This is a genomic window from Campylobacter showae (assembly GCF_900573985.1).
GTDB lineage: Bacteria > Campylobacterota > Campylobacteria > Campylobacterales > Campylobacteraceae > Campylobacter_A > Campylobacter_A showae_E.
Window position 1 is genome coordinate 144,848 of the sequence record NZ_UWOK01000001.1, and the last position, 19,507, is coordinate 164,354.

The window sequence follows — 19,507 nt, forward strand, 5'->3', positions numbered from 1 at the left end:
CACAGACAAGCGCGGCGCGATCCTTTAAATTTACGCAAAGTCGCCGCAAAAGTCGCCGCCGCAATGCAAGCGCAAAATTCGTCAAATTTAGGAAGATAGATGAAAAATTTATTAAAGCTTTTTATCGTTTTAACCTACGCGACCTCGCTGCAAGCAGGCGGCAAATACGTGCCCGAGCAGCAAAAAGACGAGCGGCAAAATACGCAACAGACTCTACCTCACCTGGCTAGACGCGAGCGGCGCGCAGCTAGATCGCTACGTCATCGACGAAGCGGACGAGAAGTACAAGCGCAAGATCCCGGACAACCCCTCCACAAAGCTAAAAATCTCACTCGTCGTCCGCAAAAACGAGCGCTGGGTGCTGCTAGAAGTCTACTCAAAAGAGCACCGAGACGCGCCTGCGTTCACGGCCGAGAGATGCCCGTGGGGCGGACTAGAAAAGGAGCTACTAGAACTTTTTGACGCGGGCGAAGTGCTAAAACTGTACCGAAAAACCAAGCGTTTTGATGCAAATTTAGGCTTTTTCTTCGAAAACAACATAGCCGAATACCACAGAGACGGCAAGCCATCGTATAAGGAATTTACCAGCGTCCGAACGGGTAAAAAGGAAACGACTTTTGAAAAATACGACGAGAGCGGTCGCTTGCATAGCCGCGCATACCAGATAGGCGGCGAGTCTGCGTATTTTGAGTTTTTCTACCCGAGCGGCAAGCTAAAAAGCGTGATAGACCAACGCCAAACGATAGGCAAGCCGCTTAGCGAAGCGGTTAAAATACAAAAAGAATTTAACGAAAAAGGCGAGCTCGTAAAAGAGGTCGTAACCGACGCAAAAGCGGGCGCGGCGACTACCAAATTTTACGGCGAAAACGGCGAAATCGTAAAAACCGAAACAAAAAATCTCAGATAAACCAAGAGCGGAGAAAAATATGTTTTTAAAGCTAGACGAGATCGCTCGCAGACTAGACGAGGTATGCCTGCCTCTGGAACAAGATGGTATAACGGGCATGAGGCTGCTAGCACAAAGCGATGCCGACGCGTCCACGCGGGCGCTAGAAAATGCGCAAGAGGCTCTAGGCGTCAAATTTCCGCTTGCACTCTCGCGGCTAGTTTGCGAATTTGACTTTGGCGAATTTGAAGTTTGCAACGTACGATTTGGCGCCGGCGGCGACTACGCTAGCGAGCTAGTGCGGCTAAACAGCACCGACGAATACGGCGGCAAATGGTGGCACGGCGATACGCGTCCTGCAAATTTGATAGTTTTTGCCGTCGGCGATCCGTGGATTTTTTTGCTTGATTGCGCGGACGGCGCGATTTATGCGTGGCTGCTCGGGGACGAAGAGCTTTGCGGCAGGCGCGTTGCGAGCGATTTTGAGAGATTTTTTAGAGCGCTTGCTAGTATCGGTATCGCGCGACTAAGCAAAAAGGCCGTGCCATGCGCGGAAAAATCGCTAAATTCGTCCAAGCCGGCGATGATAAAGCGCTTGAGTTTTGGCGAGAAATGGCTGAAATTTGATAAATTTATGCTGGAAAGCTAGGATTTTTGCGCTAAATTTTAAGCGCAAGCGGCTTTGGCGGCAAATTTGACTGATTTCAAAGGCGCTAAATTTGGCGACAAGCACCGCCAAATTTTAATCTCAAATTTACAAATTATACCTCCAAACCAGCTCAAATTTATATTATTTTTTGCATTCGGGTGCTAAATTTGAGCTCAAATTTGCCGTAAATTCGGCGTATAAATTTAACGACAAAAGGCAAAAAATGATAACCGCAAAGGCTCTTTACGCATCCGCAAGGCTTAGATCGCTACCCCTTAGCGTCTCGGGCGTGTTGCTTGGCAGTGGCGCGGCATACGGTGCGGGCGCGTTTAGAACGGATATTTTCGCGCTAGCACTGCTTACGACGCTTCTGTTTCAGGTACTCAGCGACTACGCCAACGACTACGGCGACGCAGTAAAAGGCACCGACGACGATGGCAGGCTGGGGCCGCGCCGCGCGATACAAACGGGACAAGTGAGCGCGACCGAGATGAAGCGCGTCATCGTCGTTACGGCGCTGCTTTCGGCGCTTTCGAGCCTTGCGCTAAGCGTTTTGGCGTTTGGCGAGCGGTTTTATCTCGTGGCTCTATTTTTGGCGCTAGGCGGCGCGTCGATATATGCCGCGATCCGCTACACCGTGGGAGCCGGCGCATACGGTTACCTGGGGCTTGGCGACATTTTCGTGTTTTTGTTTTTTGGACTACTAAGCGTGCTGGGCTCGTACTTTTTATATGCGCACTCACTTGATGCGGCGCTGCTGCTACCTGCGTGCGCGTGCGGGTTACTAAGCACCGCCGTGCTAAATCTAAACAACATGCGCGACATCCAAAACGATGCGCTAAAGGACAAGCGCACGGTCCCCGTTCGTATCGGACTGAGCGCAGCCAAGCTCTACCACTACGCGCTGATCGCGGGCGGAGCGAGCCTGATGCTTTGCTACTCACTTTTGCGCGACGACACGGGCATGAGACTGCTCTACGTAATTAGCTTTGCGCCGCTTATTAGGCACCTATTTTTCGTTTCGCGGGTGCGGGAGTGTCGCGATTTCGACGGACAGCTAAAGGTCGTCGCGCTCTGTACGTTTGCGATGTCTGCGCTGTTTTTCGTTGGGGAGATTTTGGGCTAAATTTAACCTGATTTTTTATCGCACGATCTTGGGGCGGCAAGCCAAACAACTCAAGTTTTTCTCAAAATGTTGCGAAAAAGTTATATATTTACTTTTTTAAAATACACTTTCAAACCTAAATCGCAAGGAGAAAAAATGAAAAAACTAATCAAATTTTCGCTAGCCGCAGCGCTAGTAGCAAGCTTCGCAAGCGCCGCAGTCTATGAGATCGACCCGGCGCACAGCAGCGTCGGCTTTAAGATCAAACATCTAAGCATCTCAAAAGTGAACGGAAATTTCGGCAAATTTGACGCCGTGATCGACTACGACAAAAACGCCAAGGAGCTAAAAGCGCTCGAGGCCACGATCGAAACCGCCTCAGTAAATACGCAAAACGACAAGCGCGACGAACACCTACGCAGAGCGGATTTTTTCAACGCGGCCAAATTTGACAAAATCACCTACAAAATGGTCAAATTTGAAAAAGAAAGCGACACTGAAGGCAAGGTCGTGGGCACGCTCACGATGCACGGCGTCACTAAGCCCGTGGTACTGAAATTCGAGCTTGGCGGCTTTACGACGGATAAAAACGGCAAGGAAAAAATCGGTTTTAGCCTAGAGGGCGAGACCAAACGCAAGCTCTTTGAGATCGGGCTAGACACCTCAGAGATCACGCTATCTGACAAAGTCGAGCTAGAAATCGAGATCGAAGCGAAGGAAAAATAAGTCTGGTTAAAGCCCGCTTTCGGGCTTTGGCTTGTTTTTAAATTTTAAGTTTTCGTAAATTTGATAACCCGTACGGCACAAAAACCTGAACGGCAAAAACTCAAACTAAAATTTGACGCGTCAAAGCACGATGTCAAATTTAAAAAACCGCGAAACAGCCGCGCCAAAAGACGAATTTATAGCAAAAAACATCCGCTCGGACTCGCTAATCATACCGAGCAAACAAAAAGCTCAAGCCGGCAAATAGATAAATTCGCCGGCACGTCGCCGTAACAAAGCGTAAATTTACCCCTTACGCCCTAGCAAATAGAGCCTCAAAGCCTGCTGGGCCGTCATTTTGAGATTGCGCGTCGCAGTTTGCTTATCCATCGCCTCTTCTAGGCTCACAGGCTCGTTTAATACGCTAAAAAACGCATCGATGCCGTTTTCGTTACAGCCGCCCGCGCAAGACGACACGCTGCCCGCTAGCGCGATGACGGGTTTGCCGTATTTTTTGGCGATCTTCGCCACTCCGGTCGGGGTCTTGCCCATCGAGCTTTGAAAGTCCAGTCGCCCCTCGCCGGTGATGACTAGATCGGCGTTTTTCACGTCCTCTTCGAGGCGGATTTCCTCCATGATGATGTCGATGCCGGGCTTTAGTTTGGCGTTTAGGTAGCTAACAAACCCGTACCCTAGCCCGCCTGCCGCGCCCGCGCCCTTAAAGTTCCAAAATTCGCTCGAAAAGTGCTCGCTCGTCGCGCTCGCAAAGCTTATAAGCCCAGCGTCTAGATCCTTTACCATCTGCTCGTCCGCGCCCTTTTGCGGGCCGTAGACGTAGGCCGCGCCGTTTTTGCCAAACAGAGGGTTATCCACGTCGCAAGCCACGAGGAATTCGCACTCTTGCAGCTCGGGCACTACGTTTTTGTTCGAGATTTTTGTGATTTTTATGAGGTTTTCGCCTTTGCCCTCGAGCAGCTCGCCGTTTTCGTCAAAAAACTCGTATCCTAGCGCGCTTAGCATACCCGTGCCCGCGTCGTTCGTAGCGCTGCCGCCGATACCCACGATAAATTTACGCGCACCCTTGCTAATAGCATGCAAAATCATCTGCCCAAAGCCGTAAGTGCTCGTTTTCATCGGGTTTCGGCGCTCTTTTTCCACCAGCATGAGCCCGCTAGAAGACGCCATCTCAAGGATACCCAGTTCGCCCGCTAGCGCGTATCTGGCGGGGATCTTTTCGCCGAGAGGATTTTGCACGATGACGTCGATAAACTCGCCATCTAGCGCGTCCGCTAGCGCCACCACGCTACCCTCGCCGCCGTCCGCGATGGGCTTAACCGTCACCTCATCTATCTCACCTGCTAACGCTTCTATGCCCTCTTTTACGGCATTGCCGGCCTCGAGGGAGCTCAGAGAGCCCTTAAAAGAGTCGATTGCTATTAGTATTTTCATCCATTTTCCTTCCTGAGAGCTCGCGTCTTGGACGATTTTGACGGAGCTAGTAAAAATTTCGCTCGATAGACCAAGCGTCTTATCTTCGCTCATTTTTACGTCACAACCCTCAAACTCGCCTCAAGCCGCTTTGCATCTACTTTTCTATTTTACGAGCGCTAAATTTAACCAAATCAAATTTGGCGTTTTCAAGATGTGGGTCTGGGCGGATAAATTTGAAAATTTACCGCTCTTACCGTAAAGAGTGCAGTCTGGTTGCACCAAAACCGCACTCAAATTTAGCCGTCAAATTTACAATAAAATCAACGACGCAACCCAAACCGTCGCCATGCCTACGATACCCATGATAAAGGTAAGCATCGTCTGAGTCTTGTAGCCCTGCTCCGGCGACATCTTGCTAAAGTTCGTAACGACCCAAAAATAGCTATCGTTAGCGTGCGAAACCGTCATCGCGCCCGCAGCTATCGCCATCACCGTTAGCACCGCGCCCATCTCGCTAGTTAGCCCCAACGCGCTCATCATCGAGCCGCTATCGGTGAAAAGCCCCATGATAGAGGCCGTCGTCGTAAGCGCCACGGTCGAGCTACCCTGAGCGGTCTTAATGATAGCCGAGATAACAAACGGGAAAAATATACCCACGGTGCCGATGAGATGGGCGTTTGCCTTCATAAACTCGACAAATCCGGCCTTAGCGATGACGTTACCCAGCACGCCGCCCGCAGCCGTGATGAAAAGGATCGGTCCGACGATCTTTAGCGTTTCGTTGGTCATGAGGTTAAATTCGCCAAGCTTGCCCGTTTTAGCCAGCAAGATGACGGCAAATAGCACGCCCACGCCGAGCGCAATGATCGGATTGCCCAAAAATAAAACGAAATTTGCAAACGAGCCTTTTAACTTTAGTATCGAGACGACCGAACCCAGCGCCATCAGCAAAATCGGCATAAAAATCGGCGCCAAGCTCAAAAACGCGCAAGGCAGCTTGCCGTGCTCTTTGATGATCTCGTCGTAGCTCTTGCCCACTTCGGCTAGATCATCTTTTAGGCTCACTTTTGCGCCGATAGTTTTAGCAAAAAGATAGCCCGCGATGAGAACCGGTATCGAAACGACCGCGCCCACGGCGATGACTAGCAGTAGGTTGTGACCTACCCCCACGAGTCCGGCGGCCGCTATCGGGCCCGGCGTCGGCGGTATAAACACGTGCGAGGTGTATAGGCCGCACGAGAGCGCAACGGCCATAGCTACGGGGTTGGCGCCGATCTTTTCCTTTATCGCGCGGCGGATCGGATCTAGCACGACAAAGCCGCTATCGCAAAAGACCGGGATACCCACGATCCAGCCCATGATGAGCATGGCTAGCTCGGGGCGCTTGTCGCCTACGCAGCGCACGACCATGTCGGCTAGCTTTAGCGCCGCGCCCGTCTTTTCCAGCGCCATACCGATGAGCGCGCCCAGGATGATGACGATGCCTATGCTTTTAAATATCCCGCTAAATCCCTCTCCGATGATCGCGGGAACCTTGACCAAGTCGATACCCGCGACGACGGCTAGAGCTAGCGAAACGAGCATGATCGCTATAAAGGGGTGAACCCCGAACTTAGAAATCAGCACGATCATAACGACGACCGCGATGACGAAGCAGACAATGAGAGCAATACCGCTCATAACAGCTCCTTTCGGATAAAATTTTTGCCTAGCGCAATATTACCGAAATTTGTTTTTAAAATATCTAAATTAGATTTGAAATTTTAGTTTCATTTTATAAAACGAGTGAATTTGACGGCCGATTACTTTTGCGGTAAGTGTGCGGGCAGCTTTGGCGCGGTTAAATTTTGTTTTGAATTTAGGTTCGAATTTGGAGCAAATTTATCACAAAAAATGACTTGCGAGGTTAAATTTACGATATTATAATTCGTAAAACAAGCGTCATATTTGACGGCTAGCACTTCCCGAAGCTCAAATTTAACTCCGCCTTAAGCCTTACGGCACTATCATTTTATCAATGATTTGCAAAAGACGCTAAGCGGTCAAATTTAAAGCGATTGCGGGATTTATTGACCCGCAAATTTTAGGCACGAGACAAAACGTATCGTCTCTATTTTGCCGACAACCAAAAAGGATACGCTATGGGTATGATAATCTTACTTTTTTACGTTATTCCTTATTTGGCAGTTAGTACTGTAGTTATGGTTATCACTGTAAAATACGCTAAGAAAATTTGGATCAGAGGCATAGTAGCGGCCGCGCTATTTCTAATCCCCACTTACGACATCATCATCACAAACATTCTTGGGGCGTATTACTGCGCTACCGCTCCAAAGGCCTTTATAAAGGAGACGGTAGAGTATCCGGAGAGTATATACTTTGAGGATAATGTTCGTCCCTTTGAGGATGCAAACATAAACTGGATCAAGGGGAGGTTTGTCGACGGTATCCATATAAAAACTTTGGCTTTAAATTTGCCCGACGGAAACGTGACCGTTTTTTCATTTAATGAGAATTCCAGCGAATTAAAAGAATATGAAGAAACCGAGAAAGAGCTTGATAAGGCCATGGGCATCTGCGATACTCTAGAAAAAGAAGTACGCAAAAAGCTTGAAGATGGAATAATAAAATATAAATCGGACGAGCATAGTAGGTATATAAATAAAATTGATATACAAAAAGAGTCGATATTTAAGCTCATGAATAAATCAAAAGAGATTCGGAATAAAATGATCATACAAACAACTACTACAAAAGATAAAATACCAAAAACGAACTATACCGCAAAATTTGACGAGATTAAGCTAGATAAATTTAGCTCAAATTTTCTCATCGCTACCGAATTCAAGCTGATAAACAATAAAACATCCGAGATAATCGCATACAAAAGGGAGTATCATAACTATTACTACAATATGTTTCCGAACCTATCGACGGGAGGCAAAATAAATTGGAAATCGTTTTGTGATTGCGAAAAGTTGGATAAAGAAATAGGAGTTATATTTTTGGATGAATATTTATAAATATCGCCTATCCAAACAAAGCGATTAAAATTAACATCCGGCTCTCGACTCGAAATTTATTTGGCAAAGCCAAGTCGATAAATTTAATTGACAAATTTAGCAAACAGTCCGTACTTATCCGCCAAAAGATAAAGTCCTAAAAATAGCGCGGCGTACAAAACGGTTTTAAATATTTTTAGCAAGACGTGCAAATTTGATCCTTTTGCTTCGTTAAATTTGCGAAATCTTAGCCAAATGGTGGTTAAATTTGAGTGAAATTTGGATGAGAAATTTGGAAAATGCAGGAGTAAATTTGAGCAGGTTACCTCAATCTTTTTAGTCGAGTTTTTGAAATTTTATATATTTTCGAGCTCGCGTTTTGGCTGAAATTTTGATCCACGACCTCGTCAGCCGCCGCCCTCGCCCACTCTTCGTCGAAGTTTTGTCCGTTTAAATTTGCACTGCTAGAGTAGAGCCAGTCAAATTGCCTCAAAAACTCCTCGTGAGCGCACCCTTTGACTACGCGTACAGCCTTGGCGTTCGGATATAAAAACGTCGTTTTTCTCGCACGGCGCACTAAATTTTTAAATTTAGCAGGCACGCGAGCGAGATTTTTTAGCTCGCTAAGCTTTGCCGTCGTTATGAGGCAGGGTTTGTCCGCCGCTCGGCGTTTGAGCGCGTTTATCTCGCAAAAATCCTTACTCAAAAATCCCGCCGTCGTATCGGTCTGCGCCAAATAAATCATATTTTTCTCCGAATTTAATCTCTTAAACATCGCTCGCGCCCGGCTTACCACAAATTTTACTACGATTTTTGCCCGAAACGAGCGCATAAAAACGTCGCAAATCAGCACCTAATTTTATCTAAAACTTAGGCCAAGCCTAGTTTCAATCACACCCGAGCCGCCTCGCTTGCAAAAATTGCTTCTTCGAGCTTTTTCTTCTTTACAAAAAGGATGCGCTTATGATTTGATTAAATTTAACGCGATTACGCCTTGCCGCGTTAAATTTTACGCCTTTTTCCTATCTTTAGCCAGCAAAAATATGCACGAGATTATAAGCGTAAAGCCCGCAAAATCAAGAAACACGAACTCCGTCCCCAGCCAAAAATAGGCAAACGCCGCCGCGCTCACCGGCTCTATGCACGCGATCATGCTCGCCCTGCTCGCGCCTATTATCTTTAGCCCCGTCATGTAAAAGCTAAACGCGCATATCGTGCCTAAAATCACCACCGCGACAAGCGCCGCAAAGCCGTCTGCGTCGCTCACGCCGCCCAGCTGCCAAACCCGCGTGTAAAGCGCAAGCGCGCCGCCGCCGATGACCATGCCCCAGCCTAAATTTAACGCGACGGGGTATTTTTGATTTAGCTTAGTCGGGATGAGACTATAAATCACGACGCCAAGCGCGCTAATGAGGCACCAAACCAGCGCCTCTGCGCTGATAACGAGCGAGCCAAGATCGCCGTGAGTGGCGAGCAACACGACGCCCAGCACCGCAAAAATGAGCGCGATGAGCTCGACCTTTTTAGGCGCGCGTCGTTCTAAAAAGCAAACGACGGCAAGGATGAGCGCGGGCGCGGAGTACTGGATCACGGTCGCGACGGCGGCGTTTGAGAGCTCGACACCGCAAAAGTACGAATACTGCGTCATCATAAGCCCAAAAAACGCGTAGATGAGCAGCTGCGGCAATAGCGCGCGATCTTTTAGCGGTGCGAGGGCTAGGCGCGGCGAACGAGCGATATAATACGCTACCATCGCAAGCCCGGCGAGGCCTAGGCGGTAGGGCACGAGCCAGTCGGCGCTGACGCCTTTTTGCGTGAACAGATACTGCCCGCAAACACTGCTAAATCCCCATAATACGCCGCCAAGAAGCGTGATAAATACGCCAAAAAATTCGCTTTTTACTAGATTTTTCATTGCGCGATTATAGCTAAAAATTTCGGCCTAATCAATCTAACTTATTAATATCCAAAATCCTACGCCTAAAAAGGTCAAAATTCGCGTCGAGTTCGCTTTTACGGTTTATAGAAATTTCTATAAATTCCCGCTCTTTTTCGATGCCGACGAATTTTCTCCCGAGTAAATTTGCCGCGATACCCGTCGTCGAAGAGCCGGCAAACGGATCGCAAATCATGCTATTTTCGTTGCTCGCCATCAATATAAGCCTTATCAAAAGAGAAAGTGGCTTTTGTGTAGGGTGCTTACCGCAAGCCTTTTCCCACGGCGCTATCGCAGGAAAGCTCCAAACGTCTTTCATTTGCTTATCGTCGTTTAGCTTTTTCATCAGTTCGTAGTTGAAAATATGCTTAAATTTCTCGCTTTTTCTTGCCCAGATTATTTGCTCGGTGCTATGCGTGAGGTATCGGCAGCTGAAATTTGGCGGCGGGTTGGTCTTTTGCCAAGTGATGATGTTTAAAATTTTATAGTCTAACTTTTGCAAAGCGCGCCCGATCGAAAAAATATTGTGATACGTTCCACTTATCATTACGCTACCGTTGTCCGTGAGCGTATCTTTGGCAAGAGCGAGCCATCTGAGATTAAATTTATCTATCTCATCGATGCCGTAGCTTTTGTCCCACTCGCCCTTGTTTACGCTTACGATTTGCCCGCTTTGGATGCTAAGCCCGTCGTTTGAGAGAAAATACGGCGGATCGGCAAAAATGAGGTCAAACTCTCCCTTAAATTTAGGCAAAATTTCAAAACAATCGCCTTTAAAAAGCTTAAAATCATCGGATAGCTTAAACATTTTTAAGCTCTTTTACGAAATAATGAAGCGTGGCAAGATTATAAATTTTAACGCTTTTGTAGGCCTCTTCAATCTTGTTTTTAGCGGCACGCCAGCCCTGTCCGTCCGTTATCCAGACAAATTTATATCCGCTGCAAAGCGAGATTTTTTGCGCTATTTCGATATAAGATCTTGCGACTTCATTTAGCTTCGAGCCGCCCGTGCTGTAAAAATTAGCTTCTATCAGATACGTTACGCCGCCCGCGGCTATAACGAAATCAAAAATCTTTTGATCGCTTCCTAAATTTAGAGGGAATTTTTTGCTGCTAACTTCAGTTTGAAAGCAGATATTTTCACTCTTTTTAAGCAAAATAAAGAGTGCTTTGATACGCTAAATTTGCTCATAGCCGTTCGAGATAAAAATACGGACGTAGTCGCGGCAAGCGGCAAACTAACGAAGCTTGAAACATATTTTGAAAGTCCCGAAAAAATTTACGAGTTTTGTAAAGAAACGGGACTGGATAAAATTTTTATGGACGCAAAGATAAAGAATTTGCACGATTACGTGTTTGGCGTGGAAGTCGGGCTCGATACGAACGCGCGAAAAAATCGCGGAGGCGTAAATTTCGTGCGAACGATTTCAGAGTATCTTAAAAGTGAAAATATCTGTTTTCAAATCCTTTGAACCGAGTAAAAAATCAAGCGTGTGGAGCTTGATAGAAACGGCTTTTAGATTTTTGCCGCATTTTTCAAAGTCGGTAAAGTAGTCAAGGCTTGCATTTGTTTTTCTAAGCGAACGTAAAAAGTCATCGAATTTCGTTAAATTTGGTTCCATAAATTTCCTAAATTTCAGTTTTCGGCTCGTCCGCGATCGTCGCTTTAAAGTCCGCGCAGACGAAGTTCTCTGCACTCAAAACGATCTCACAATTTTCGTAAGCCGCCCGGACGATCTTACACGCTTCTTCTTTATTTTTCGCTTTAATAACGACTCTTCTCGCCGAGGTTTCGACGATCTCTACTTCAAATTCTTTCATTGTTTTCTATTTATTTTTGCACTTATCGCAATAGTCCGCTAAATTTTTCTAATCGGCAGTCTAATTATCGTTTTGCATTTTTGCGGGTCGATTTTTCTAGGGTCGCTTAGGTAGATTTCGTGATGCGCTCTTTGCTCGCCAAAGTCCTTTGCATAGCCGTTTGCGGCGATAAACTCGTCTATTTTAGCAACACTCCCTGGCTCGTCGTCAAAGCTGCCTATGTGTAAAATTTGCGCACAAAGCCCCTCATCTATCGTCAAAAACTCCGTCGCGCCGCAGTCGATCTTTTTCTTTTTTGCGGCTTGCTCTACCGCCCAGTCGAAATTTTCTCGCGCGATAAAATCTGGCAGTCTAATCGCGCTAATCCAGCTAAAATCGCTCTTTCTAGCGTAGTCTGCCTCGCCGCAAGCCGAGCCGCTTTGCCGCCAAAATCCCTCTAACGGCGGTACGACGTATTCAAAAAGGCCATCTATTTTATAATCGGTTTTGTAGCTCATTTTTAGCGCGTAACTCACGGCGTAAAGTACCTCTATCGCACGCTGATACGCACCGCCGGACTCATTTGGGTCGCCTTCGCCACGGATACAAACGAAATTTGCGGGCGGGACGATTAAAATTTGCGGCGTCTGCTTTGGCGCATAAAGCTCTTTAAACTCTTTTTTAAAATCAAACATTTTCGCTCCTTTTTGCTGGGTAAAATTTAGCTGAAATTTTACTATTTCGCATCGCCCAAAACGCTAGAAGTAAAATTTAATCTCATCTAAACAAATTCCAGCCGTGAAATTAGAGAGCTAAATTTAAGCTTTTATTTAACACAAAAACTGGGCGCGAGGGCAAATTTAACGATTTTAGTTTAGCCTCACTTCCCGCCCAGATACTCCTGCAAGCTTTTTACTTCGAGCGCGCTGCCGTCTTGTACGCTTTTTAGCGATTTAGCCGCCGCAAGAGCCGCCGACATCGTCGTGAAATACGGAATCTTAAATCGCATGATGTTTTGTCTGATTTTCTTGCCGTCCTCGCTGTTTGACTTGCTATCGCTGGTGTTGATGACGAGCGCGATGTCGCCGTTTTTGAGCCTATCCTCGACGTTTGGGCGGCCTTCGCTGATCTTATAGACGAACTCGCTCTCTACCTCCGATTCGTTTAAAATTTTATACGTTCCGCCCGTGGCGATGATTTTAAAGCCTAGATTTATCAGCTCGTGCGCCAAATTTGCGGCGTATTTTTTATCCGCGTCGGCTAGTGTCAAAAAGACTAGTCCGCTTGTAGGCAACGAGTTGCTAGCAGCGATCTGGCTTTTTGCAAAGCTCTTTGCAAAATCACTTGATATGCCCATGACCTCGCCCGTACTTTTCATCTCAGGACCTAGGATTAGATCCGCGCCTGATAGCTTGTTAAACGGAAATACGGCTTCTTTTACGCAGACGTGGTTTCTCACGCAAGGCTTGAGTATGCCGCGCTCCTCGTAAACCGTGCCGTAGTTATCGTAAAATTTAAGCGCCTCGCGCAAATTTCCCTGCCACATCACGCGCGTAGCGACCTTTGCCATCGGCACGCCGGTGGCCTTGCTAACAAACGGCACGGTGCGGCTGGCGCGCGGATTTACCTCGATCATGAAAAGCTCGTTCCCATAGATGGCAAACTGGATATTCATAAGCCCCACGACGCCTAAATTTAGCGCGATGTCGCGGGTTTGGTTTTCTACCTTTTCGATCATCTGCGCGGTCAAATTTAGCGGAGGCAGTATGCACGCGCTGTCGCCGCTGTGGATGCCCGCCTCCTCGATGTGCTGCATCACGGCGCCGATATAGACGTCCTTGCCGTCGCTGATCGCGTCTACGTCGAGCTCTACGGCGTCTTGTAAAAACTTATCGATCAGCACGGGCGAGTGGTTGCTGACCTTGACTGCCTCGCTCATGTATAGGCGTAGCTCCTCGTCGCTATGCACTCGTCTCATCGCGCGGCCGCCCAGCACGTAGCTAGGGCGCACTAGTACGGGATAGCCGATAGCGGCGGCCTTTTCTAACGCCTCTTTTTCGCTTGTCGCAGTGTCGTTTCGCGGCTGTTTGACGCCTATTTTAGAGATAAACTCGCTAAATTTCTTTCTATCCTCGGCGACGTCGATCGTGCGCGCGCTGGTGCCGATGATTTTTGCGCCCGCTACGCTTAGGCGTTTGGCGAATTTTAGCGGCGTTTGGCCGCCAAAATGCACTATCACGCCGTCCGGGTTTTCGTGCTCGATCACGGCTCTAACGTGCTCGAAATCAATCGGCTCAAAGTACAAAATATCGCTCGTGTCGTAGTCGGTGCTGACGGTTTCGGGGTTGCAGTTGTACATTATGGTTTTGATGCCCATATCGCGCAGCGCGTAGCTAGCGTGCACGCAGCAGTAGTCAAACTCTATGCCCTGGCCTATGCGGTTTGGACCGCCGCCGATGATCATCACTTTTTTCTCTTTTTGCGCCGAATTTGAGCTCAAATTTGGCTCTGCGAAATTTGACGCAAGATGCGGCAGCTTCGTGATATTCGTCGTCGAGTAAAGATACGGCGTGAGCGCCTTAAACTCGCCCGCGCAGGTATCTACCTCGTTGTATTCGAGGTTTATGCCCATTTTCTCGCGCGCAAAATATATGTCGTTTTGACTCAGATCAAGGTTGTCTTTTAAATTTATGAGATGCGCGATCATCTTGTCCGAAAAGCCCATCGTTTTGGCCTCTCTTAGCAGCGGCTCGTCGTTTAGGATGTCCATATCGATGCGCTCTTCAAATTTAACTATCTGCCAAATTTGATCCAAAAACCACGGGTCGATCTTGCTCATCTCGTGCACTTCGGCTACGCTAAGCCCGTCACGAAACGCCTGCGCGACGTATAAAATGCGGCTTTCGTTCGCGTTTCTAAGCCCGTAAACAAGCGCGTTTTTCTCCAAATTTACGAAGTTAAATCCGTAATAGTCCTTTTCCATAGAGCAAAGCGCCTTTTGGATGCTTTCCTTAAACGTCCTTCCGATCGCCATCACCTCGCCCACGCTCTTCATCGCGGTGCCCAGATACGGGTTCGCGCCCGGGAATTTCTCAAACGTAAAGCGCGGGATCTTGGTCACGATATAGTCGATGACCGGCTCAAAGCTAGCAGGCGTGCCCGTGATGTCGTTTTTGATCTCATCCAGGCTAAAGCCCACCGCTAGCAGCGTCGCGACCTTGGCGATCGGGTAGCCAGTAGCCTTACTTGCTAGCGCCGAGCTGCGGCTAACGCGCGGGTTCATCTCGATCACGATCATGCGGCCGGTTTTTGGATTTATAGCAAACTGCACGTTGCTACCGCCCGTATCCACGCCGATCTCGCGTAAAATTTTAAAGCTAGCGTCGCGCATCGCCTGATACTCTTTATCAGTTAGCGTAAGAGCGGGCGCAACCGTGATGCTATCGCCCGTGTGCACGCCCATGGGATCAAAATTTTCGATCGAGCAGACGATGATACAGTTGTCGTTACGGTCGCGGATGACCTCCATCTCGTACTCTTTCCAGCCTAGCAAGCTCTCCTCGACCAAAATTTCATGTATCGGGCTGGCGTCCAGGCCGGTTTGGGCTAACTCTTTAAATTCGTCGATATTATACGCCACGCCGCTGCCTGCACCGCCTAGGGTGTAGCTGGCGCGGATGATGAGCGGAAAGCCGATGTTTGCAGCTGCGGCTAACGCCTCGTCCATGTCGTAGGCGTACTGGCTTTGCGGCAAGTCCATGCCGATCTTTTGCATCGCCTTTTTAAACTCCTGCCTATCCTCGCCCTTTTTGATCGCTTGCGGGTTCGCGCCTAGAAATTTGACGCCGCCTAGCATGTCCGCCTCATATAACTGCATTGCGACGTTTAGCGCGACCTGGCCGCCCATCGTAGGCAGTATGGCATCGACTTTTTCTTTATCTATGATGCGCTTGATACTCTCTTTGGTTATCGGCTCGACGTATGTAGCATCGGCAAAATCAGGATCGGTCATGATGGTGGCCGGGTTTGAGTTAATGAGTACGACGCGGTAGCCAAGCTGCTTTAGCGTCTTTGCAGCTTGCGTGCCGCTGTAGTCGAATTCGCACGCTTGGCCTATGACGATAGGGCCGCTGCCGATGAGTAAAATGGTGCTAATATCGGTTCTTTTTGGCATTATTTTTCCTTTGTTACGACGTATAGATATGAGGGGATGGTGATGCTTACGTAGGGCTTTACGGCCGCGCTTTTATATAGGCTTTCTTGGATCACGCCAGTGACCTTGCCCACTGAAATCCCGCTGAAAAATATCCCGTCAAGCCCGCTCGTGACGACCTCGTCGCCCTCCTTTGGGCTGAGCCACTGTGGGATAAATTTCACCGTTATTCCGTCTTTGCTCCCGTGCGCTATGCCTGGGATCTTTTCCTCGCCGATTGATACGGCGAATATACTTTTTGGATCGTTTTGTAGCAAGGCCATTGGATTTCCGTCCTTGCTCACGACGATGCCAGCACTCTTGCCTTGGTAAATGAGTCCGTAAATTTTAGACTCGTCGTAGCCGCTAAATTTATCCAGCCAGACCTTGTCGTAGTCGCTGATATTTACGTAGCTAAGGGCGCGTACGAGCTGGACTCTAGGCTCGTAGGCAGTCGAGTTTTTATCGACCAAAATTTCATTTAGCTCCTTTGCGAAGCTTGAAAGCAAAGCCGCCGATTTTTCCAGTTCGGCGTTTTGAGCGCGAAGCTGCTTTATCTCCTCGCGCTGCCTAAAGTGCTCGTTTACGCCGTCTTTTACAAATTTGACCGCGTCGTCATAGGCGGCGACTATGCGGTTGTTTAAATTTACGACGTATCCCGAGATGAGCGCGCCCCTATCAAGCGAAAAAAATACCAGCGCGCCTATAAGAGCGACGAATAAAATTTTACTCTTCATTTACGAGTTGTTGTAAAAATTTAATCTCCTCAAGAGCCTTACCGGTACCTCTAGCCACGGCCAGCAACGGTTCGTCCGCAACGAAAACGGGAAGCTTAACGATATCGCTTAGATATTTATCAAGGCCGCGGATCAGCGCTCCGCCTCCGGTTAGCACGATGCCGTTTTCCACGATATCTCCGGCAAGATCCGGCGGCATCATCTCAAGCACGGTTTTTAGGGCGTCTGCGATCTCTTTTAGAGGTTCGCGCATAGCCTCGCGCACATCCTCGCTCGTTAGCTCCACGCGGCTTAGCAGGCCGCTGATCTGGTCTCGACCTTTTACTACTATGCTAAGCTCCTCAGGCAGCTGAATCGCCGAGCCGACGGAGATTTTGATATCTTCGCCCGCGCGCTCGCCGATTAGGAGGTTGTATTTTTCTTTTATGTAGTTTACGATGCTCATATCGATTTTATCGCCGGCGGTGCGGATAGACTTGCTGATGACTAGGCCGCCTAGAGACACTACGCCGATCTCCGTCGTTCCTCCGCCGATATCGACGACTAGGTTTCCCTGCGGTTCGCGCACGGGTAAATTTGCCCCGATAGCCGCAGCCATCGGCTCCTCGATCAAAAATACCTCTCTAGCTCCCGCGCTTAGCGCGCTTTCACGCACGGCTTTACGCTCGACTTGAGTTAGGCCGTAAGGCACGGAGATGATGATACGAGGGCGCAGGAAGCTTTTTCTGCGGTGAGTTTTTTCGATGAAATAGCGGATCATCTTTTCCGTCATATCAAAATCCGCGATAACGCCGTCTCTCATCGGACGGATCGCCTCGATGTCGCCTGGAGTTTTACCCACCATCTCTTTTGCTTCGTGGCCGACGGCTAAGATTTTTTGCTTGCCGTATTTTTCGCGTTGTACCGCAACGACGGAGGGCTCGTTTATGATGATACCTTTATCTTTTACTAGAACTAGCGTGTTTGCCGTGCCTAGGTCGATACCCATATCGCTTGAAAAAAATCCTATTAACTGGTCTAAAATCATCTGTATCCTTATGCACTTATTTTATTGTTTTTTACGAAAATCGGCTTTTCTTTACCGTTTACGACCTCTTTGGTGATCACTACGTCGTAGCCGGCAAGCTCCGGCAGTTCGTACATTATATCGGTCATCACCTCTTCCATTATACTTCGCAGCCCCCTAGCTCCCGTTTTTCGCTCGATGGCTAGCCTTGCGATCTCTTTTAGTGCCTCGTCGTCAAATTTTAAATTTGCCCTATCTATCGCGAAAAGCTTTTGGTACTGCTTTAGTATCGCGTTTTTAGGCTCGGTTAAAATTCGCACCATATCGTCCTGCGTGATTTTATTTAGCGTAGCGACCACGTGAAGCCTGCCGATTAGCTCCGGGATTAGTCCAAAATGCACCAAATCATCGCTCTCAAGCGCGTCTAGCAAATTTTCCCTATCGTCTTTAGAGCGTTTATCTTGACCAAATCCCAGCACGTTTTTACCGATCCTGCGCTCGATGATGTCGGCCAGTCCGTCAAACGCGCCGCCGCAAACAAATAGGATATTTGAGGTGTCTATCTGGATAAATTCCTGATTAGGATGCTTTCTGCCGCCTTTTGGAGGGATATTTACGAGGCTACCCTCGATGATTTTTAAAAGCGCCTGCTGCACGCCCTCGCCGCTAACGTCGCGCGTGATCGAGCGGTTTTCGCTCATCCTAGCGATCTTATCGATCTCGTCGACGAAAACTATGCCCTGCTCGGCGCGCTTTACGTCGCCGTCCGCGGCCTGTAAAAGGCGAGTTAGGATATTTTCCACGTCTTCGCCGACGTAGCCGGCCTCCGTTAGGCTCGTCGCGTCGCAGATAGCGATAGGCACGTCTAGAAATTTAGCCAGCGTCTGCGCCATCAGCGTTTTACCGCTACCGGTAGGCCCCACAAGCAAGATATTTGATTTTGAGATCTCCGTATCATCCTCGATCTCGCCTTTTCTAAAAATTCTTTTGTAGTGGTTATAAACGCCGACGCTAAATACCTTTTTGGCTTTATCTTGACCGATTACGTAGTTATCAAGCACCGCCTTTAGCTCTTTTGGCGTCAAATTTTGATAGTCTCTAGTTCGTTCTTCTTTTTCCTGCTCGCGGTTCTCTTCGCCGTAAAGCACCTTGTAAGCGGCAGTGATGCAGTGCTCACATATAAACGCAGTCCCGTCTATATCGGCTAGCAGTCTCCTCTCGGCAGACTCTACCTCGCCGCAAAAATTACATTTTCTCGCCATTATTCTCTTCCTTTTGCTAATGGGATACCGCGCTTAGTGCTTAGGATAAATTCGCACATTTTTCGCACCTGTTCGTTCGCTGCGCCCGCTAAAAGCTCGCTAGCAGCAGCTTTTAGATCCCCACTTTTTCTAAATAAAAATTTATACGCCTTGTTTATCTCTTCGACCGTGTCTTTATCGAACCTGCGCCTGATACCGACCAAATTTAAGCTTCTGATATAGGCTCGGTTGCCTTCAGCCAGGCAAAACGGCACGACGTCCTGAGATAGCGCGCTAGCACCCGCGATCATACAGCTCTCGCCGACTCTCACGAACTGATGTATCGGTGTCATACCGCCCACGACGCTGTAGTCGCCTAGCTCCACGTGACCGGCTAGAGTCGCGTTGTTTGCTAGGATGACGCTGTTTCCTACGACACAGTCGTGCGCGACGTGGCAGTAGGCCATGATAAATGCGTTATCGCCGATACGCGTGATCCCGTCGCCTTTGTGCGTGCCCGAGTTTATCGTGCAAAACTCGCGGATCGTCGCGTTTTTGCCGATACGAACGCCCGTGTTTTCCTCGGCGCGGTAGCTCACGTCCTGCGGGATGTCGCCCACGATAGCGTAGCTGTAAATTTTACCGCCCTCGCCGATATGCGTGTCGCCCACGATCCTAGCGCCCTGTTTTACGAGTACGCCGTCGCCTAGCACCGCGTCTTTACTGACGTAGGCATAGGCCTCGATCGTTACGTCCTCGCCGATCTTGGCGCCGTCCTCGACGACGGCTTGCGGATGGATATTTCTCATTTTAGCTC

22 protein-coding genes are annotated in these 19,507 nt (G+C 48.5%); 7 read left to right on the plus strand and 15 right to left on the minus strand.

The window, feature by feature from the left end; translation table 11 throughout:
* Positions 1–99: 99 nt before the first annotated feature.
* The 5 genes from EE116_RS12365 to EE116_RS00765 all read left to right on the plus strand — a co-directional run bounded on the left by EE116_RS12365 (position 100) and on the right by EE116_RS00765 (position 3,366).
* Complete coding sequence (locus EE116_RS12365; RefSeq protein WP_163028005.1) at positions 100–462, plus strand: hypothetical protein; 363 nt, start codon at positions 100–102, stop codon at positions 460–462.
* Positions 359–907 carry a toxin-antitoxin system YwqK family antitoxin gene (locus EE116_RS00750; RefSeq protein ID WP_122872815.1) on the plus strand — a complete coding sequence of 183 codons (549 nt, stop codon included), beginning with the start codon at positions 359–361 and terminating at the stop codon, positions 905–907. Before EE116_RS12365 ends, EE116_RS00750 begins: the two co-directional genes overlap by 104 nt.
* Before the next feature lie 19 nt (positions 908–926).
* Positions 927–1,535, plus strand: a complete 609-nt coding sequence (locus tag EE116_RS00755) for an SMI1/KNR4 family protein (RefSeq protein WP_241091604.1) — start codon at positions 927–929, stop codon at positions 1,533–1,535.
* Positions 1,536–1,758: 223 nt separating this feature from the next.
* Positions 1,759–2,661, plus strand: coding sequence for a 1,4-dihydroxy-2-naphthoate octaprenyltransferase (gene menA / locus EE116_RS00760; RefSeq protein ID WP_122872816.1), 903 nt, complete (start codon positions 1,759–1,761; stop codon positions 2,659–2,661).
* A 135-nt stretch (positions 2,662–2,796) separates the two neighbouring features.
* The gene (locus EE116_RS00765) at positions 2,797–3,366 is read left to right on the plus strand and encodes a YceI family protein (protein WP_122872817.1); all 570 of its coding nucleotides are present in this window, start codon (positions 2,797–2,799) and stop codon (positions 3,364–3,366) included.
* A 285-nt stretch (positions 3,367–3,651) separates the two neighbouring features.
* Here the strand turns inward: EE116_RS00765 and EE116_RS00770 are convergent, their stop codons facing one another.
* From EE116_RS00770 to EE116_RS00780, 3 genes are all read right to left on the minus strand, one after another.
* Positions 3,652–4,794 carry a glycerate kinase family protein gene (locus EE116_RS00770; RefSeq protein WP_122872818.1) on the minus strand — a complete coding sequence of 381 codons (1,143 nt, stop codon included), beginning with the start codon at positions 4,792–4,794 and terminating at the stop codon, positions 3,652–3,654.
* Between the two features lie 144 nt (positions 4,795–4,938).
* Entirely contained in the window at positions 4,939–5,070 is a 132-nt protein-coding gene (locus EE116_RS12960; protein ID WP_277418936.1) for a hypothetical protein, read from the minus strand.
* 15 nt (positions 5,071–5,085) lie between these two features.
* Positions 5,086–6,456: a GntP family permease gene (locus EE116_RS00780; protein WP_122872820.1), complete on the minus strand. Its 1,371-nt coding sequence runs from the start codon at positions 6,454–6,456 to the stop codon at positions 5,086–5,088.
* Between the two features lie 461 nt (positions 6,457–6,917).
* On the opposite strand from EE116_RS00780, the gene EE116_RS00785 reads away from it, so the two are divergent.
* A complete protein-coding gene (locus tag EE116_RS00785) occupies positions 6,918–7,799 on the plus strand; it encodes a hypothetical protein (protein WP_122872821.1) in 882 nt (293 codons plus the stop codon).
* A gap of 301 nt (positions 7,800–8,100) precedes the next feature.
* Here EE116_RS00785 and EE116_RS00790 read toward each other — a convergent pair whose 3' ends face one another.
* The 4 genes from EE116_RS00790 to EE116_RS00805 form a co-directional block, all read right to left on the minus strand.
* Positions 8,101–8,523 carry a Sua5 YciO YrdC YwlC family protein gene (locus EE116_RS00790; RefSeq protein WP_122874411.1) on the minus strand — a complete coding sequence of 141 codons (423 nt, stop codon included), beginning with the start codon at positions 8,521–8,523 and terminating at the stop codon, positions 8,101–8,103.
* A 264-nt stretch (positions 8,524–8,787) separates the two neighbouring features.
* Positions 8,788–9,693 carry a DMT family transporter gene (locus EE116_RS00795; RefSeq protein WP_122872822.1) on the minus strand — a complete coding sequence of 302 codons (906 nt, stop codon included), beginning with the start codon at positions 9,691–9,693 and terminating at the stop codon, positions 8,788–8,790.
* 31 nt (positions 9,694–9,724) lie between these two features.
* Complete coding sequence (locus EE116_RS00800) at positions 9,725–10,522, minus strand: DNA-methyltransferase (protein WP_122872823.1); 798 nt, start codon at positions 10,520–10,522, stop codon at positions 9,725–9,727.
* On the minus strand, positions 10,515–10,871 hold the full coding sequence (locus EE116_RS00805; protein ID WP_122872824.1) for a DpnII family type II restriction endonuclease: 357 nt from the start codon (positions 10,869–10,871) through the stop codon (positions 10,515–10,517). Before EE116_RS00805 ends, EE116_RS00800 begins: the two co-directional genes overlap by 8 nt.
* On the opposite strand from EE116_RS00805, the gene EE116_RS00810 reads away from it, so the two are divergent.
* Positions 10,839–11,186 (plus strand): type II restriction endonuclease, encoded by a 348-nt coding sequence (locus tag EE116_RS00810; RefSeq protein ID WP_241091605.1) that lies wholly within the window; start codon positions 10,839–10,841, stop codon positions 11,184–11,186. The two genes, EE116_RS00805 and EE116_RS00810, sit on opposite strands and share 33 nt — an antisense overlap.
* Here the strand turns inward: EE116_RS00810 and EE116_RS00815 are convergent.
* The 8 genes from EE116_RS00815 to lpxA form a co-directional block, all read right to left on the minus strand.
* Positions 11,142–11,336, minus strand: a complete 195-nt coding sequence (locus EE116_RS00815; RefSeq protein ID WP_122863220.1) for a DpnII family type II restriction endonuclease — start codon at positions 11,334–11,336, stop codon at positions 11,142–11,144. The two genes, EE116_RS00810 and EE116_RS00815, sit on opposite strands and share 45 nt — an antisense overlap.
* Before the next feature lie 7 nt (positions 11,337–11,343).
* On the minus strand, positions 11,344–11,535 hold the full coding sequence (locus tag EE116_RS00820; RefSeq protein ID WP_122872825.1) for a DpnD/PcfM family protein: 192 nt from the start codon (positions 11,533–11,535) through the stop codon (positions 11,344–11,346).
* Between the two features lie 38 nt (positions 11,536–11,573).
* Positions 11,574–12,209 carry a GyrI-like domain-containing protein gene (locus EE116_RS00825; RefSeq protein WP_122872826.1) on the minus strand — a complete coding sequence of 212 codons (636 nt, stop codon included), beginning with the start codon at positions 12,207–12,209 and terminating at the stop codon, positions 11,574–11,576.
* 185 nt (positions 12,210–12,394) lie between these two features.
* Entirely contained in the window at positions 12,395–15,688 is a 3,294-nt protein-coding gene (gene carB / locus EE116_RS00830; RefSeq protein WP_122872827.1) for a carbamoyl-phosphate synthase large subunit, read from the minus strand.
* Positions 15,688–16,443, minus strand: a complete 756-nt coding sequence (gene mreC, locus EE116_RS00835; protein ID WP_122872828.1) for a rod shape-determining protein MreC — start codon at positions 16,441–16,443, stop codon at positions 15,688–15,690. Before mreC ends, carB begins: the two co-directional genes overlap by 1 nt.
* Entirely contained in the window at positions 16,433–17,470 is a 1,038-nt protein-coding gene (locus EE116_RS00840; RefSeq protein WP_122872829.1) for a rod shape-determining protein, read from the minus strand. The genes mreC and EE116_RS00840 overlap by 11 nt, the downstream gene beginning before the upstream one ends.
* Before the next feature lie 8 nt (positions 17,471–17,478).
* Complete coding sequence (clpX, locus tag EE116_RS00845) at positions 17,479–18,711, minus strand: ATP-dependent Clp protease ATP-binding subunit ClpX (protein WP_122872830.1); 1,233 nt, start codon at positions 18,709–18,711, stop codon at positions 17,479–17,481.
* The gene (lpxA, locus tag EE116_RS00850; RefSeq protein WP_122872831.1) at positions 18,711–19,499 is read right to left on the minus strand and encodes an acyl-ACP--UDP-N-acetylglucosamine O-acyltransferase; all 789 of its coding nucleotides are present in this window, start codon (positions 19,497–19,499) and stop codon (positions 18,711–18,713) included. Before lpxA ends, clpX begins: the two co-directional genes overlap by 1 nt.
* Between the last annotated feature and the right edge of the window lie 8 nt (positions 19,500–19,507).